Annotated in this window: 15 protein-coding genes; 5 read left to right on the plus strand and 10 right to left on the minus strand. The window is 43.4% G+C overall.

Features of this window, described 5'->3' with window-relative positions; all coding sequences use genetic code 11:
- Positions 1 to 136: 136 nt before the first annotated feature.
- The 4 genes from FLA_RS22510 to efp form a co-directional block, all read right to left on the minus strand.
- Positions 137 to 712 carry a helix-turn-helix domain-containing protein gene (locus FLA_RS22510; protein WP_076374575.1) on the minus strand — a complete coding sequence of 192 codons (576 nt, stop codon included), beginning with the start codon at positions 710 to 712 and terminating at the stop codon, positions 137 to 139.
- Between the two features lie 103 nt (positions 713 to 815).
- The gene (gene accC, locus FLA_RS22515; protein ID WP_076374577.1) at positions 816 to 2,156 is read right to left on the minus strand and encodes an acetyl-CoA carboxylase biotin carboxylase subunit; all 1,341 of its coding nucleotides are present in this window, start codon (positions 2,154 to 2,156) and stop codon (positions 816 to 818) included.
- Between the two features lie 109 nt (positions 2,157 to 2,265).
- Positions 2,266 to 2,751 (minus strand): acetyl-CoA carboxylase biotin carboxyl carrier protein, encoded by a 486-nt coding sequence (accB, locus tag FLA_RS22520; protein WP_076374579.1) that lies wholly within the window; start codon positions 2,749 to 2,751, stop codon positions 2,266 to 2,268.
- 155 nt (positions 2,752 to 2,906) lie between these two features.
- Positions 2,907 to 3,473, minus strand: coding sequence for an elongation factor P (gene efp, locus FLA_RS22525; RefSeq protein ID WP_076374581.1), 567 nt, complete (start codon positions 3,471 to 3,473; stop codon positions 2,907 to 2,909).
- Between the two features lie 132 nt (positions 3,474 to 3,605).
- On the opposite strand from efp, the gene FLA_RS22530 reads away from it, so the two are divergent.
- The 3 genes from FLA_RS22530 (at position 3,606) to FLA_RS22540 (ending at position 5,700) form a co-directional block, all read left to right on the plus strand.
- The gene (locus FLA_RS22530; RefSeq protein ID WP_159445037.1) at positions 3,606 to 4,109 is read left to right on the plus strand and encodes a peroxiredoxin family protein; all 504 of its coding nucleotides are present in this window, start codon (positions 3,606 to 3,608) and stop codon (positions 4,107 to 4,109) included.
- A gap of 87 nt (positions 4,110 to 4,196) precedes the next feature.
- Positions 4,197 to 5,126, plus strand: coding sequence for a malate dehydrogenase (gene mdh / locus FLA_RS22535; RefSeq protein ID WP_076374585.1), 930 nt, complete (start codon positions 4,197 to 4,199; stop codon positions 5,124 to 5,126).
- A gap of 103 nt (positions 5,127 to 5,229) precedes the next feature.
- Positions 5,230 to 5,700: a hypothetical protein gene (locus FLA_RS22540; protein ID WP_144263938.1), complete on the plus strand. Its 471-nt coding sequence runs from the start codon at positions 5,230 to 5,232 to the stop codon at positions 5,698 to 5,700.
- Here the strand turns inward: FLA_RS22540 and FLA_RS22545 are convergent.
- The 4 genes from FLA_RS22545 to FLA_RS22560 are packed head-to-tail and all read right to left on the minus strand — an operon-like array spanning position 5,689 to position 9,922.
- Positions 5,689 to 6,687 (minus strand): glycosyltransferase family 9 protein, encoded by a 999-nt coding sequence (locus FLA_RS22545; RefSeq protein WP_076374589.1) that lies wholly within the window; start codon positions 6,685 to 6,687, stop codon positions 5,689 to 5,691. The two genes, FLA_RS22540 and FLA_RS22545, sit on opposite strands and share 12 nt — an antisense overlap.
- Positions 6,688 to 7,932 carry an MFS transporter gene (locus FLA_RS22550; protein WP_076374591.1) on the minus strand — a complete coding sequence of 415 codons (1,245 nt, stop codon included), beginning with the start codon at positions 7,930 to 7,932 and terminating at the stop codon, positions 6,688 to 6,690.
- 33 nt (positions 7,933 to 7,965) lie between these two features.
- Complete coding sequence (locus FLA_RS22555; RefSeq protein WP_076374593.1) at positions 7,966 to 8,619, minus strand: DedA family protein; 654 nt, start codon at positions 8,617 to 8,619, stop codon at positions 7,966 to 7,968.
- Positions 8,620 to 8,638: 19 nt separating this feature from the next.
- Positions 8,639 to 9,922 (minus strand): dicarboxylate/amino acid:cation symporter, encoded by a 1,284-nt coding sequence (locus FLA_RS22560; protein WP_076374595.1) that lies wholly within the window; start codon positions 9,920 to 9,922, stop codon positions 8,639 to 8,641.
- A 163-nt stretch (positions 9,923 to 10,085) separates the two neighbouring features.
- Between FLA_RS22560 and FLA_RS22565 the strand changes: the two genes are divergently transcribed.
- Positions 10,086 to 11,600, plus strand: a complete 1,515-nt coding sequence (locus FLA_RS22565) for an amino acid permease (protein ID WP_076374597.1) — start codon at positions 10,086 to 10,088, stop codon at positions 11,598 to 11,600.
- Positions 11,601 to 11,784: 184 nt separating this feature from the next.
- Positions 11,785 to 12,507, plus strand: a complete 723-nt coding sequence (locus FLA_RS22570) for a YebC/PmpR family DNA-binding transcriptional regulator (RefSeq protein ID WP_076374599.1) — start codon at positions 11,785 to 11,787, stop codon at positions 12,505 to 12,507.
- A gap of 71 nt (positions 12,508 to 12,578) precedes the next feature.
- Here FLA_RS22570 and FLA_RS22575 read toward each other — a convergent pair whose 3' ends face one another.
- On the minus strand, positions 12,579 to 14,372 hold the full coding sequence (locus tag FLA_RS22575; protein ID WP_076374601.1) for an OmpA family protein: 1,794 nt from the start codon (positions 14,370 to 14,372) through the stop codon (positions 12,579 to 12,581).
- A 39-nt stretch (positions 14,373 to 14,411) separates the two neighbouring features.
- Positions 14,412 to 15,410 carry a PorP/SprF family type IX secretion system membrane protein gene (locus FLA_RS22580; protein ID WP_076374603.1) on the minus strand — a complete coding sequence of 333 codons (999 nt, stop codon included), beginning with the start codon at positions 15,408 to 15,410 and terminating at the stop codon, positions 14,412 to 14,414.
- Positions 15,411 to 15,417 lie beyond the last annotated feature (7 nt).

Here is a 15,417-nt window from a genome sequence, read left to right on the forward strand (position 1 = left end):
ACAAAAGTAGCAGCAGCTTCAGGAGGGAGGGAATTTTACAGGTTAACAAATAATAAACTAATTATAAACAATACAGCCTTTAAAAACATTTTATTTACTAATACTAAACATTCAATGCAAAAAATAAGGAAGCAGTTTAGGCCTCTTCCTCAAAAAAGTAAATTACCAGCATCAGGCAATCTTTTCCTTCCAGGCAACGGGTAAGATGCGGTTTTCGGGCATCGTAATGAAAAGAATCTCCTTCTTCCAGTATATAAGTTTTCCCTTCTATTTCGTATTGCATTTTACCCCGTAACATGTAATTATACTCAATAGCGTTGGTAGACACCATTCCTCTCCGGGCCCCTTTCTCCTGGCGGTATAATACCACATCTACCAGGCGGCCATTATGCCGGAACGAGATAATACGGTGGTAGTGCGATCCATTGGAATACTCCTTTTTAATGGCCTTTCCTTCACCTGCTTTAATCAATACCGGTTCATTATCCTTACCTGCATCCAGGTTGTCAAAAAACGCATTCAAATCCACCTGCAGGGCCTTTATAATATTCAGTAGCACCGGCAGGGAGGGCACTGTGCGGTTGTTTTCAATCTGGGATATCAATCCTTTGCTCACCCCTGCACTATCTGCCAGTTCCTGCAGCGTTACATTTCCCTCTTTCCGTTTTTCGCGGATGCGGTTGCCTATCTGAAGTATGATATCGTTTTCCATTACAAGTTCGGGATGATGAAACGTTTACAAGCAATAATAACAAAAGGCTGTAACAGATGTACAGCCTTTATGTTAAGAGAATATTTAAAACGGTGAACCGCTACTATTTCATCTGGAAGCTTTCCAGGAACTTAGTATTGAAATTACCGCTTCTGAAATCTTCGTTCTGCATTAACTGTAAGTGAAAAGGAATGGTGGTTTTTACACCTTCAATTACATACTCACTTAATGCACGGTACATGGTGCTAATGGCTTCGTCGCGTGTACGGGCAACGGTAATCAGTTTACCAATCATGGAATCGTAATAAGGAGGAATTACATAACCTGCATACACATGGCTATCTACCCTTACACCATGCCCACCCGGGGTGTGCAATACGGTGATTTTTCCTGGTGAAGGACGGAAATCGTTGTAAGGATCTTCCGCGTTGATACGGCACTCGATGGCGTGCATCTGAGGTTCGTAGTTTTTACCGGAAATTTCTTCACCCATAGCAATTTTCAATTGCTCCTTAATCAGGTCAAAGTTAATTACCTCTTCGGTTACGCAATGCTCTACCTGGATACGTGTGTTCATTTCCATGAAGTAGAAATTGCGGTGCTTATCAACCAGGAATTCAATGGTACCTACGCTTTCATAGTTAATGGCTGCCGCTGCCTTAATAGCTGCTTCACCCATTTTCTGGCGCAGTTCCGGAGTCATAAACGGAGAAGGGGATTCTTCTACCAGTTTCTGGTGACGACGCTGTATAGAACAGTCGCGTTCGCTTAAATGACATACTCTGCCATATCTGTCGCCCGCAACCTGAATTTCGATGTGACGAGGTTCTTCCACGAATTTCTCCATGTAAATACCATCGTTTTTAAAAGCTGCTGCAGCTTCTGCTTTAGCAGTATTGTATGCTTTTTCCAGTTCGCTTTCTTCCCAAACTACACGCATACCTTTACCACCACCACCGGCAGTAGCTTTTAAAATAACAGGATAGCCTACCACATTTTTAGCCAGGTGTTTTGCTTCGTCTACACTTTGCAACAAACCATCGCTACCTGGAATAACAGGTACGCCAGCTTTAATCATGGTATCTTTAGCAGTGATCTTGTCACCCATTTTGTTGATCATCTCAGGGGTGGGTCCGATAAACTTAATACCATGTCCACCACAGATCTGGGCAAACTTGGCATTTTCTGCTAAAAATCCGTATCCAGGGTGAATAGCATCTGCATTGGTAATTTCTGCAGCTGCCATAATATGAGGAATGTTCAGATAAGATTCACTGCTGGGGGGCTTGCCGATACAAACAGCTTCATCTGCAAATTTTACATGCAGGCTGTCTTTATCCGCAGTAGAGTATACAGCCACGGTTTTAATGCCCATTTCACGACAGGTACGGATAACCCGTAATGCTATCTCTCCGCGATTGGCTATAAGAACTTTTTTAAACATTTACTTTAGTAGTTTAATCAGAACGTCTATGGGTGAGTCAAAAAAATAAGCCATCAGTAATCTATTCATCGTAAAATGAATACATTACCAATGACTTAATGACTTTTTATTAAGCTGGTTCTACCAGGAATAATGGCTGATCAAATTCAACAGGACTTGCGTCTTCCACAAGCACTTTTACAATTTTACCACTCACTTCGCTTTCAATTTCATTGAAAAGCTTCATCGCTTCAATAATACATACTGTTTTACCAGGAGCGATTTCGGAACCCACCTCCACAAATAAAGGTTTGTCAGGAGAAGCACGACGGTAGAAGGTACCGATCATCGGGCTTTTAATAGTAATCAGATTATCTGCTTTAGCAGCAGGAGCATCACCAGCAGGTGCAGCAGCACCGGCAGCTGGCAAAGCAACAGCCTGTGGAGCCTGCAGTGCAGCAGTGTAAACTGGCGCAGAAGGAGCAGCATACACAGTTTGTACCTGGTCTTCTTTTTGCTTGATGGTAATCTTGAAATCCTTTTCCTCGATAGTCAGTTCACCGATATTGCTCTTGTTAATGATCTTTATCAGTTCCTGAACCTGTTTGAAGTCCATATGCTCTTTTTTGGGGTTTCTTTGTATTATTAAGATTTTTAGCCAAAAGGGGTGGCAAAATAGCCATTTTTCACATAAAACAAGCTTTTTTCCCCTTATTTCCGGTAAAGCAAAATCCCGCGCCCCCGCGGGATTTTATTATTATAACTAATTAATTAGTCTTTTACTCTTTCTACGTATTCACCGGTTTTGGTGTTAATACGGATAACTTCACCTTCGTTTACAAATAAAGGCACGTTAACGGTAGCACCGGTTTCGATAGTAGCTGGTTTGGTAGCACGGGTAGCAGTATCTCCTCTTAAACCTGGTTCGCAATAAGTAACCTGAACCACAATTTTCTCAGGTAATTCTGCACCAATAGGCAGTTCGGTTTCTGTATTAATAAATACAAAAACTTCTGAGCCATCTTTCAGAAACTGAGGAGCATCGATCATGCCTTCTCCCAGAATAATCTGCTCAAATGTTTCGTTGTTCATCAGGTTATAGCCAGACTCATCTTTATACAGGTACTGGAAAGCTTTCTTCTCTACACGTACAGGGAAAATAGTTTCGCCGCTGTTCCATGTTTTTTCAATAGAACGGGCGTTATCCACACCTTTCAATTTAGCCCATACTTTGGCTGCGGCACGGGCAGTTTTGTTTTCACCGAATTCTACCACTGAGTATAAACTGCCGTCCAGTTTCAGGATAATACCACGGCTGATATCTGATGTAGTTGCCATAAAAAGAATTTGTAATTTTTTAATTTCCGCTTACCGGAAAACGTGGCAAAAGTAGGGATTACGATGGAAAAACCATCATAAGCCATTATTCTGAGTAGGGAGATTCCGATATTTGAACAAAATATGTTTTCCATGCAAAAAATAATACTGGCCTTTTTGCTGTTATTCGTTTCCCACTCGTTTGTTAATGCCCAGGCATATGACACCACCGCCCAATACAAAAAACATCCGGGACTGCCTGTTTTTCAGATTCTTCAAAGCGACAGCACCTGGTTTACAGATGCACAATTACCTAAAGACCGTCCTATTGTTATTATTTATTTCAGCCCTGAGTGTGGTCACTGTCAAACCGAAGCCGAAGACCTGGTAAAACATATGGAGCAACTGAAAAGTGCCTTTTTTGTAATGGTGAGCTTCCACTCTCCTGCCGATATTGGAAAATTTGCCGAAAAATACAAGCTGGCGAACCTGGATAATGTGCGTTTGGGACGTGATGTGCAGTATTACCTGCCTACCTTTTACCATGTGCAATACACACCATTCATTGCTGTGTATGATAAAAAAAGACAACTGCTAAAAACATTTGAAATGGGAGCCGGCTTTGAAAAGCTGAACCCGTTAATTAATGGAAAGTAATTGCTCCCGTCCGGCATCAACTTTCCCCTACCTTTATCACCATAAACTTTATTCATAACCTTTAACACTATAAATCAGGAAACAATTATGAAGATTACAGTTGTTGGAGCAGGTGCCGTAGGCGCCACTACCGCCGATAATATAGCCAGGAAAGAATTATGTGAAGAATTGGTTTTACTGGACATTAAAGAAGGAATTGCAGAAGGGAAGGCACAGGATATGACTCAAACAGCAGCCCTGTTGGGTTTTGACACACGCATTACCGGCAGTACCAACGATTACGCTAAAACAGCAGGTTCGGATGTGGTAGTGATTACCTCGGGCCTGCCACGTAAACCCGGAATGACCCGCGAAGAACTGATTGGCGTAAACGCAGGTATTGTAAAAGGCGTAGCCGAAAATATTTTAAGATACTCGCCTGATGCTATTATTATAGTGGTGAGCAACCCTATGGATACCATGACCTACCTGGCCCTGCAAAGCACCGGCCTGCCTAAAAATCGCATCATTGGTATGGGCGGTGCATTAGACAGCGCCCGCTTTAAATACCAGCTGAGCCAGCACCTGGGAGCCAGCCCGGCCGATTTAAATGCTACCGTTATTGGTGGCCACGGCGATACTACCATGATTCCATTAATACGCTATGCTACCTGGAACAGCATTCCTGTTACAGAACTGCTGAGTGCAGAAGCCCAGCAGCAGATTGTAGCAGATACTATGGTAGGTGGCGCCACCTTAACCAAACTGATAGGCACCAGCGCCTGGTATGCACCAGGAGCAGCAGCTGCATCGGTAGTGGAAAGTATTGTAAGGGATGAGAAAAAACTAATACCCAGCTGTGTACTCCTGGAAGGTGAATATGGCCAAAAAGATATTTGCCTGGGGGTGCCTGTAGTAATTGGGAAAAGTGGATGGGAAAAAATTATAGATTATAAACTGAATGCCGAAGAGCAGGCACTATTTAATAAAAGTGCAGATGCAGTAAGAAGCATGAATGATGTATTAAAAACATTGTAGTATTCTATATATCAATAACTGAAAACCGGCAATAGCCGGTTTTTTTATGCCTGCCTGCAACGATTTCATCTCTTTCTTTTTCATATATACAAAACAATATATAATGAAAAAGACACTCGTTCTCTTTTCAGCATTAACGATGCTGATGCTTGCTTCCTGTTCTAAAGAGTCTGCCAAATCAGATCCTTTCGTTAACACTGTAAGCAATGCTAAAATGCAGGTTTCAACTACAGCATCACACCCTCCCTTCGGTACCTGGCAAGCAGTATCACGCTTTGTTTCAGAAGGCGGCCCTGGTTCCTGGCAGCCTGTTACCGACAACATCAACTTCACTTTATTAGCAGACAGTACCTACAGCTATGGTGGCGTACTGGACGTGATTGGCACTGGCGGCACAGCAAACATCATTAACGATTCTACCTTATTTACCGTGTTCTCTTATGGCACTCCGGGTCAGTTTCCACAACCATTGCCTCCCAATGTATTCATCACCGGCGACACCTTATACATGCCCAGCTTTGTATCTGTGGAAGGAGGCGCTTTTAAATTCGTGAAAGTAAAATTAGAGATGTAATCCTTTTTCGGCAGCCGTTGCAATGGCTGTAACATTTTGATTATTCATACACTTAAAATGCCCTTTGGGGCATTTTTTGTATCCGATTTTGCTGCATGGGCGGCAACCTAAACCCTCCACTTCAAAAATAGCAGAAGGCACCGCAGCATTACCAAAATAAGGCGTCATGCCAAAGGCTGGTACCGTATTACCCCATATAGAAATAACAGGCTTTTTAAAGGCAGCTGCTATATGCATCAACCCTGTATCATGTGTTACTATCAGTTTGGCATTCCTTACCAGGCAAGCGCTCTCATTTAAATTGAATTTGCCACAGGCGTTATATATTTTCACCCTGTCAATGCTGGCAATCTCTTCTCCTTCTGGCCTGTCTTCCGGGCCACCCATTAACACAATAGGCTTTTGAATAGAAGCACATAGAGCCTTTAATTTTTCTACAGGCATTTTCTTCGTAGCTAAGGCAGCACCAATTACTACACCTATGTAACCAGCCTGGTGGCTCATAGGTAAGTCAGCAGCATTCACTTCATCCTTTTCCGGTATAAAGTAATCCAGCCCCTTGCCGTCATTCACCACTCCCAAATGCCTTACAGTATCCACTAAACGGTCTACTATATGCACAGGCGGCATCTTATTTATCTTTAGAAAAGAAGTGAGCAACCACTTTTCAAAATTCAGCTTACTAAACGAAACACTTTTAACCTTACGCAAAGCACGCTTTACACGCAGGGTACGCAGGTTTTTATGCAGGTCAACGATCAGGTCAAACTTTTCCGCCTGTAGCTCTGCTATCATGGCTTCCCAGTTTTCATCATTGAGTAAATGCACTTTATCTACATAAGGATTAGTATCAATTAATCCCCTGAACGATTTTTTGGTAAGATAATGCACAGTAATATCCGGCCGCTGTTGTTTCAGGCAACGCATTACCGGCGTTGTTAATACAATATCGCCTATGGAGGAAAAACGAATTACCAATACTTTCATCTACTCTTCAATATAGTTTAAGTCTTTACCAAATGTTTCTTCCAAACGGGTCAATGCCCATATAGCCAGTGCAAATACAATAATACCTACGGTGATATTAGCCTGTACAGAGTTGTAATGCAACCTGTACTTTAAAAATTCGTACCCCAGGTTTACCAGCACCACCGTACCCCGCACAAAATTAGGCGCTGTATTGGTTACTGTGCTGCGAATATTGGTACCAAAACTTTCGGCCGCCACACTCATAAATACAGCCCAATACCCTACCGAAAAGCCCAGCACACAAATACCGGTGTAAAATAAAAACACACTTTTAGGTGCCAGGATAAAGAACGCGATGATTACTACAATAGTAGTAAGCATAAAAAGCCAGATCGCCTTTTTACGGCTGCGCATGTATTGCGATAGCAAACCACAGGCAAAATCGCCAAAAGTAAGCCCCAGGTAAGTAAGCATAATGGCATTTACAGGCACGCTTTTCCTGTCGGCATCCGAAAAATGCAGCCCCATAGCATCAGCCAGTTCGGGCGAGTATTTGGCATACAACTGCACAACATACCATAATGGCACCGCTACAAACACCACTCCCAGGTATTTCATCAGGCGTTTTTTATTGGAGAAGATGAGGCGGAAGCCGCCTTTTTGCGCCTGCGACTGCTTCATCGTTTCAAACATGCCAGATTCCATAATACCCACACGCAACAGCAATAACATAATGCCCATGCCACCACCTATAAAATAACAGATGCGCCAGTCGCCCACCCATTTTACCACAAAACCACCCACCACAGCGCCCAATATCCCTGTACCTGCCACTAAAGCAGTACCAATACCCCTTTTTTCTTTATCCAGCAGTTCGTTCACCAATGTTACCCCAGCCCCCAGCTCGCCTGCCAGGCCAAAGCCCGCCACAAAGCGCAGTAAAGCATACAGGTATACATCATGTACAAACCCATTTCCAATATTGGCGATAGAATACGTTAAGATGGAACCGAACAAAACAGACAGGCGGCCTTTCTTATCGCCCAGTATTCCCCAGAAAATGCCCCCCACCAGCATCCCTATCATTTGCCAGTTATCCAGCATCAGCCCCATGCGTTCAATATCTTCTTTGGCTGTAATACCTATGTCTTTTAAACTGGAGGTACGGATCATTCCAAACAGCAGCAAATCAAAAATATCAACAAAGTAGCCCAGGGCAGCCACCCACACCACCAGGCTGGTTAAGGTATATTTCTTCGACATCTTTAAAAAGATTTTGCAGGCAATCCCGGCAGTTTAGTCATTGCCGGTAGTAGTCGTTTTTTTATTGAACAATATTTTCACTAACACAGGGAGTGTTGTTACCAGGATAATAGCCAGGGTAATACCTTCAATATGATCTTTCAGGCTGAACTTGAATTTTTCCAGTACCCACGACTGTAAAAAGTGTCCGCCCAGCATCATAGAAGTTACCCAACACACACTGCCTATTACGTTATACAGGAAAAAAGTTTTCCTTTCCATTTTTACAATGCCACCTATAATAGGCGCAAACGTTCTGATGATAGGTAAAAATTTGGCAAGGAAAATAGTGCCTTTGCCATATTTTTCGTAAAACTCTTTGGCCTTTAACAAATGCTTTTTCTTGAAAAGCAGGGTGTCTTTTTTCTCAAACAGCAAAGGGCCTGTTTTATAACCAAACCAATACCCCAACATGTTTCCCAGAACGGAAGCAATAATTACCATCAGGATAATGAATACATAATGCAAACCAAAAAACTCGCTGGCCAGCTCCTGCATATACAATCCCGCAGCAAACAACAAGCTATCGCCCGGTAAAAAGAAACCCAGGAACAACCCTGTTTCAGCGAATATAACCAGCAGCATTACATACAAACCACCGTTGTGTATTATCCATTCAATAAACTGCTGAATCATTCCTTTTTCCATAAATGTGTACGATTGATTTTTAAGGTTGTTGATTTACTTCCAGTTCTCCTTCCCACTTGCTTACCACTGCTGTAGCCAGTGAATTACCCAGCACATTGGTGGCAGTACGGAACATATCGCAGAAATGGTCTATCGGTAAAATTAATGCAATACCTATAGCGGGTATGTTAAACATGGCACAGGTAGCTGCTACTACCACTAAAGAAGCACGCGGCACCCCTGCAATTCCTTTACTGGTAAGCATTAACACCAGTAACATGGTAAGCTGGGTACCTAAATCCAGTGGTATGCCATTGGCCTGTGCAATAGCAATACTGGCAAACGTCATATACATCATGCTGCCATCCAGGTTAAAAGAATATCCCAATGGCAGGATAAAAGCAACCACTTTATTCTTACAACCAAAGCGCTCCAGTTCTTCTGTCAGTTTCGGAAACACCGCTTCGCTGCTGGTAGTGGTAAATGCAATAGTTAATGGATTACTGATATGCCTTAATAAAGGCACCATCCGTTTTCTTAAAATTAAAAAACCAACCCCCACCAGCACTATCCATAAAGCAACGATGCCGCCCAAAAAAGCAAGCATGTACCAGCCATAAAACACAAATACTTTCAATCCTTTCTCTGCCACTACAGCCGCCAGCGCACCAAACACACCAATGGGAGCAAAATACATTACATAGCTAACCATTTTCAATACTATATGTGCGGCTGCATCCAGGCCTTTTATTACCGGTTTGGCATAATCGCCCATAGCTGCTGCGGCCAGACCAAAGAATATAGCAAACACAACAATATGCAATATTTCATTGGTTGACATGGCCTCAAATACACTTTTAGGGAACACATGCAACACAAAATCTTCCAGCGAAAAGCCTTTGGCATTGGCCACCACCTTGCCGGCAGCTTCTACCGTTTCTTTCGATTGGCTTAAACGGTTTACCTCATTTAAATCGATTAAAGTTCCGGGGTGCGTTAAGTTTACCAGCACCAGGCCTAATAATAAGGAAACAAGAGAAGCAGAAACAAACCACAGCATGGCCTTCCCGCCTACACGACCTACGGTTTTTAAATCGCCCAGTTTGGCAATTCCCACTACCAGGGTAGTAAATACCAATGGAGCAATCACCATTTGTATCAGTCGTAAAAAGATGGTGGTTAATAGCTTGATATTCTTCGAAAATGTCACAACCAGCTGTGCATTTCCCGTTTCAGCCGCTCTCCAGTTCACTCCATACCCCACTGCTATACCCACAATCATCGCCAGGATAATGAACGAAGTAAGCCCACCTTTTTTCATCATGTTGGAACTTTATAAGTGCGCAATATAGCATTTATGATGTAAAAGCCTTACCCACACACCAACAGAAAGGGGAAAAATACCCACATCTGGTAGAAAGTTTTGGAGGGAAAAATGATTATGACTTATTTTTCCAAATCGTTTAGCTAAAAATCGAATTACTGTTATGAGTTTATTTGCGAAAAAATCTATCCATTCCCTGATGACGCAAGCAGCCGATTCAGAGAAGGGATTAAAAAGAACTTTGGGTCCGGTAGCCCTGGTTGCATTGGGTATTGGAGCCATTATTGGTGCGGGTATCTTTGTAAGAACTGCAGCCGCAGCAGGCGGTCACGCAGGCCCCGCCGTTACCATTTCCTTTATGATAGCCGGTTTAGGTTGCGCCCTGGCGGGTTTATGTTATGCAGAATTTGCATCCATGATACCTATTGCCGGTAGCGCTTACACCTACAGCTATGCTACCATGGGTGAGTTGATTGCGTGGATTATTGGATGGGATCTGGTACTGGAATATGCCCTTGGTGCAGCCACAGTTGCAATTGGCTGGTCGCAATATCTCAACAACTTACTACAAAGCTTTTTTGGGTTCACCATACCCTTTGAATGGTGCCACTCGCCCTTTCAGATATCCGATGCAGGCGTTCACGGCATCGTAAACCTGCCGGCCATTGCCATCATTTTACTGTTATCCTTATTATTGATTAAAGGCACAGCAGAGTCGGCCATCGTAAACAACATTATTGTAATTATTAAAGTGGCTATCGTTTTACTGATCATTGGCGCTGGCTGGAGCTTTATTAATCCTGCCAACCACACGCCGTACCTTATTCCGGCCGATGCAGGAACTGTAGTGCTGAACACTGGTAAAGTACACAACTATGCCGATACGCTTAACCACGGCTGGTGGGGCGTTTTAAGAGGCGCCAGCATCGTATTCTTCGCCTTTATTGGCTTTGATGCCGTTTCTACCGCTGCACAGGAAGCTAAAAACCCACAAAAGCACATGCCGCTGGGTATCCTTATTTCACTGGCTTTCTGTACTATTTTATACATCCTTTTCTCTCACGTACTTACCGGTCTGGCTCCTTTTAAAGAGTTTTTGACTACTGGTGGCGAAGCTTCTGTTTCTTATGCTATCAATAAGTATATGACCGGATACGGCTGGTTGGGCAAGCTGGTAACAGTATCTATTTTAGCTGGATTCTCTTCTGTTATCCTGGTAATGTTATTAGGCCAGACCAGGGTGTTTTACACCATGAGCTCCGACGGCTTAATTCCTCCTGTGTTCTCTAAGCTGCACCCCAAATTCAGAACGCCTTACAAATCACAATTACTGTTTTTTGCATTCGTATCTATTTTCGCCGGCTTTGTTCCCGACAGCATTGTAGGTGACATGGTAAGTATAGGAACCTTATTTGCGTTTGTGCTGGTTTCTATCGGTATCCTTATTTTACGTAAAACCGATCCTAATTTACCACGTCCTTTCAAAACGCCTTTATACAAAATAGTATGTCCGCTGGGCGCTATTGTGTGTTTATGTATGATCGCTTCCGAAGGCTGGGAAAACTGGGCACGCCTGATTATATGGCTGATCATAGGTTTTGTAATCTACTTCACCTATGGCAAAAAGCATAGTAAAGTGCAAAAAGCCCTTACCGAAGGTTCTTCAGACAATGCATAATAAATAGCCATCATAGCTTTTATCAACTGATAATGAAGGGGTTTGCCACAGGCAAGCCCCTTTTTTTTAGCTGCATTCGGTTAATCCTCTTTTACCCATTCTTTTGCAGGCTGAAGGTTAAATACTAATTTTGCGCACGCCCGGGCAGTCCCGGGCCTTATTATCTAAATATTTATAACATTATATGGGCCGGATATTTGAAGTTCGTAAAGCCACCATGTTTGCCCGCTGGGACCGGATGGCGAAACAGTTTACCCGCATAGGAAAGGAAATTGCCATTGCTGTTAAAGCTGGCGGACCCGATCCAGCTACTAACCCTGCTTTACGTCGTTGTTTCCAAAACGCCAAAAACGTAAACATGCCTAAAGACCGCGTAGAAGCGGCTATTAAAAGGGCTCAGGGCAAGGAAATGGAGAATTACGATGAAATTCTGTATGAAGGTTATGCGCCACACGGTGTAGCCCTGCTGGTAGAAACAGCTACAGACAACCACGTAAGAACAGTAGCGAACGTAAAAGCCATTTTCAACAAAGGAGGTGGCTCTTTAGGAAACAGCGGTAGCGTAAGCTTCCAGTTTAAAAAAATGGGTGTGTTTAAACTGGCTCCTGCCGGCTTAAACGCAGAAGACCTGGAACTGGAACTGATTGATTTTGGTTTGGACGAGCTGGGTGAAAGCACTGGCGAAAACGGAGAACCTATTATCGTGTTACGTTCTGCATTCACCGATTTTGGTAACCTGCAAAAAGCGCTGGAAGATAAAGGCATTACTCCTTTAAGTGCCGAACTGGAATGGATTCCCGGCACTACCGTACCGGTAACCGATGCACAGGCAGAAGATATCAGTAAATTAATTGAAAAACTGGAGCAAGACGACGATGTAAGTAAAGTATTCCATAACATGGGATAATGCTCATAAATCATCTTTTACCAAAAAGGGCCGTATCAAATGATGCGGCCCTTTTTGGTAAAGTAATATTCTTACTTCTTCAATATAGTAAATTCTGTTCTTCTGTTCAGCTTCCTTCCCTCCGGATTATCACTGCCATCAGGGTTAGTGTTTGGCGCTACTGGTTTGGTAGCTCCGTACCCTTTTGCAATGATCCTGTCAGCACTGATACCTTTACCGATAATATAGTTTACACAACTTTGGGCACGAGCCAGTGACAAACGCTGGTTATAGGCATCTGCACCTTTTCCATCCGTATGTCCTCCTATTTCAATAATCATATTCGGATTTGCCTGTAACAGGGCTACCAGTTTGTTCAAAGAAGCTTCTGAACCATCCAGTAATTCCGACTTATCATACGCATATAATACAGAAGTTAGTACACCGCCTTCTGTAGAATCAATAACAGGTGTTGGCTTTGCAACCACAACAGGGTCATTCACCGGCTCTGGTGCTTTATCAGGCTCAGGAGTTTTTACCACAGGCTCCGGCAATTTCCTGGTTATCGTAAACAACTCCAGGCAGCAGGCTTCCGACCTGTCTGAGCTTAACCATACTTCACTTAAAATATCAGCATTAGTAGCCTTTGTTGTAAAATAAATATCATCTTTTACCGAGTTCACCGGATAGCCCAGGTTTTCCGGTTCGTTAAAGCTGCCAACAGCTCCTTCACTACTGAATAAATCAAAGCCCCCCATGCCTACACGGCCATTGGTAGCAAACACCAGCGTTTGGGCAGCGATAGAATAATAAGGCGCCTGTTCGTCATTAGCCGTATTAACAACCTTACCTGCATTCATTACAGCACCTACTTTCCCTGCTTCTTCAATAGCCGTATACCAGATATCAAAACCACCTTCACCACCTGGTTTATTGCTGGCAAACAACAGGTAACGCCCATCATAAGTTACAAAGGGTTGCTGCGAGCTGTAACCCGGCTGATTTACCGTTGCAGGCAACGCTACCGGCTCACTCCATTTATCGCCCTGGCGGGTACTTACATATATAGCTGCATTTTTATCGCCTTTGGCATTCCAGCGGGTCAGGTACATTACATTACCGTAACCCGTTATAGCAGCCACACCTTGCTCCATCGTTTTTACCTGGGGCACATCTGCTATAGCCACAGTGGCATCCTGTAAATTAGCCTGGTATAACCTGTTGGCGTGATGCCCGTCGTTTTGTTCGGGGCGGGTGCTGGTAAACAGTAAAGTAGAAGCAGTCAGCCACACAGGAGCATAGTTGGCCCCATTGCTGGTTAACAGACCATCAGCCGCTTTCACGGTATAATACTGTACTTCCGGCTTGCTTAATTCTTTACGGATAAACTGGATGTTTTTTATTTCACGCTCGGCTCCTGACTTGTAGCTATCATCAACTGTATACGTTTTCAAAAAGCTGGCAAACAACCCTTCCGCTTCCTCATACTTGCCTAAAGCCCTTAATTGTTCCGCCAGGTGAAAACTTGCCAAAGGGAATTTGTCATCCTTACCTTCCAGCAATTGCTTGTACGCGGTTTCTGCCTTGGCAGGATAGTTCAGCAACCGATAACTTTCGGCCAGTTGCCATTCCGCCTTTTCCCGGCTACTTACCGCAACATCTTTTTTATTGGCAGATAACTGCGGCTTATAAGGATCAAAACCTTGTTGTAAAGCTTTATCCCCACTTCCTTTATGTAAGTATTTTTCGTAATAATCGGCTGCCGAAGCATAATCTGCCTTGGCAAAATAATTATCGCCAGCCTTCAAAAAGTCGTACACAAATTGTGCCTGTGACCAGGAAGCAGCTATACAAAACAATCCGGTAATAATATATTTTTTAGTCATACCCATTTGCATAAATGATAATAATGTTGAGAGCTTCGTTTATAACCTTGGACACACAAAATCCACTTCGGGCGTTTTGCGGGAACGAATACCAATAACAGATAAAGAAATTTCAAAACTATTGGTGCTGCCCGCCAGCTTACCTAAATCTGACTTGTTAATATCATAGCTGGCGCCTAGCATCCACTGGTTATAAGTAAAACCGATGTAAGGTGAAATAGCATCCTTAAAGCGGTAATTACCACCCAGCATTACACTGGTTTCTTCATTCACTTTATACTGTCCGTAAGCACCCAACATTTTTTCTTCCGCCGATCTTTGCTTCAGGTATAAAGCATTGGGTGTAACAGAGAACACATCCGACACTGCAATACGCACACCCGCATGCACCGTGTAACGTACCGGAAACTTTTCTTTCCCGGTAGAGCTAAAAGCATCATCCGGTTGCGTTAAATGCGATACAGAAAACCCGCCATACACATTGGCTTTTTTACCTGGAGTAGCATCAAAATACATCACACCCGCCGCAGCATCCAATGCCAGTGCAGAAGTGCGATTTAGGATCTCGCCGGAGTTATTACCCGAAAAACCGGTAATGGGGTTCCACTGCGATCCGAAGGTCATTTTATTCCTGTCAAACCTGCGTTGAATTATACCAAACTGCAATCCCAGGTGCAGGCGATGAAAACCTTCCTTACCAAAACGAACACCTGTATAGGCCACATTGCCGTATGCTGTGGTATAAGAATACCCTCCATCGCCAGCGGTTTGCCTGAGTACACTTACACCGGCATTAATATTTTTATTAGTAGTAAATTCTCCCGAAACACCACTGGTGGCAAACGGAGTTCCCAGATTCCCCCACTGGTTGCGGTAAATACCCGACACCCGGTAACTACCATCAAAAGCACCGGTAAGTGCAGGGTTTAACCAGGCAGGATAAGTATAGTATTGCGAAAAATGCGGATCAACCTGAGCCTTCGTTTTACCCGCGCACATTAGCAACAGCAGCAGCGACAATTGAATTGAATATCTCATAGCAGAA

The sequence above is a fragment of the Filimonas lacunae genome (genome assembly GCF_002355595.1).
Classification (GTDB): Bacteria; Bacteroidota; Bacteroidia; order Chitinophagales; family Chitinophagaceae; genus Filimonas; species Filimonas lacunae.

Excerpts from the sequence above, each read along its gene's own strand:
- FLA_RS22510 (WP_076374575.1), bottom strand. The coding sequence starts at position 712 with ATGGAAAACGATATCATACTTCAGATAGGCAACCGCATCCGCGAAAAA.
- accC (WP_076374577.1), bottom strand. The coding sequence starts at position 2,156 with ATGTTTAAAAAAGTTCTTATAGCCAATCGCGGAGAGATAGCATTACGG.
- accB (WP_076374579.1), bottom strand. The coding sequence starts at position 2,751 with ATGGACTTCAAACAGGTTCAGGAACTGATAAAGATCATTAACAAGAGC.
- efp (WP_076374581.1), bottom strand. The coding sequence starts at position 3,473 with ATGGCAACTACATCAGATATCAGCCGTGGTATTATCCTGAAACTGGAC.
- FLA_RS22530 (WP_159445037.1), top strand. The coding sequence starts at position 3,606 with ATGCAAAAAATAATACTGGCCTTTTTGCTGTTATTCGTTTCCCACTCG.
- mdh (WP_076374585.1), top strand. The coding sequence starts at position 4,197 with ATGAAGATTACAGTTGTTGGAGCAGGTGCCGTAGGCGCCACTACCGCC.
- FLA_RS22540 (WP_144263938.1), top strand. The coding sequence starts at position 5,230 with ATGAAAAAGACACTCGTTCTCTTTTCAGCATTAACGATGCTGATGCTT.
- FLA_RS22545 (WP_076374589.1), bottom strand. The coding sequence starts at position 6,687 with ATGAAAGTATTGGTAATTCGTTTTTCCTCCATAGGCGATATTGTATTA.
- FLA_RS22550 (WP_076374591.1), bottom strand. The coding sequence starts at position 7,932 with ATGTCGAAGAAATATACCTTAACCAGCCTGGTGGTGTGGGTGGCTGCC.
- FLA_RS22555 (WP_076374593.1), bottom strand. The coding sequence starts at position 8,619 with ATGGAAAAAGGAATGATTCAGCAGTTTATTGAATGGATAATACACAAC.
- FLA_RS22560 (WP_076374595.1), bottom strand. The coding sequence starts at position 9,922 with ATGATGAAAAAAGGTGGGCTTACTTCGTTCATTATCCTGGCGATGATT.
- FLA_RS22565 (WP_076374597.1), top strand. The coding sequence starts at position 10,086 with ATGAGTTTATTTGCGAAAAAATCTATCCATTCCCTGATGACGCAAGCA.
- FLA_RS22570 (WP_076374599.1), top strand. The coding sequence starts at position 11,785 with ATGGGCCGGATATTTGAAGTTCGTAAAGCCACCATGTTTGCCCGCTGG.
- FLA_RS22575 (WP_076374601.1), bottom strand. The coding sequence starts at position 14,372 with ATGACTAAAAAATATATTATTACCGGATTGTTTTGTATAGCTGCTTCC.
- FLA_RS22580 (WP_076374603.1), bottom strand. The coding sequence starts at position 15,410 with ATGAGATATTCAATTCAATTGTCGCTGCTGCTGTTGCTAATGTGCGCG.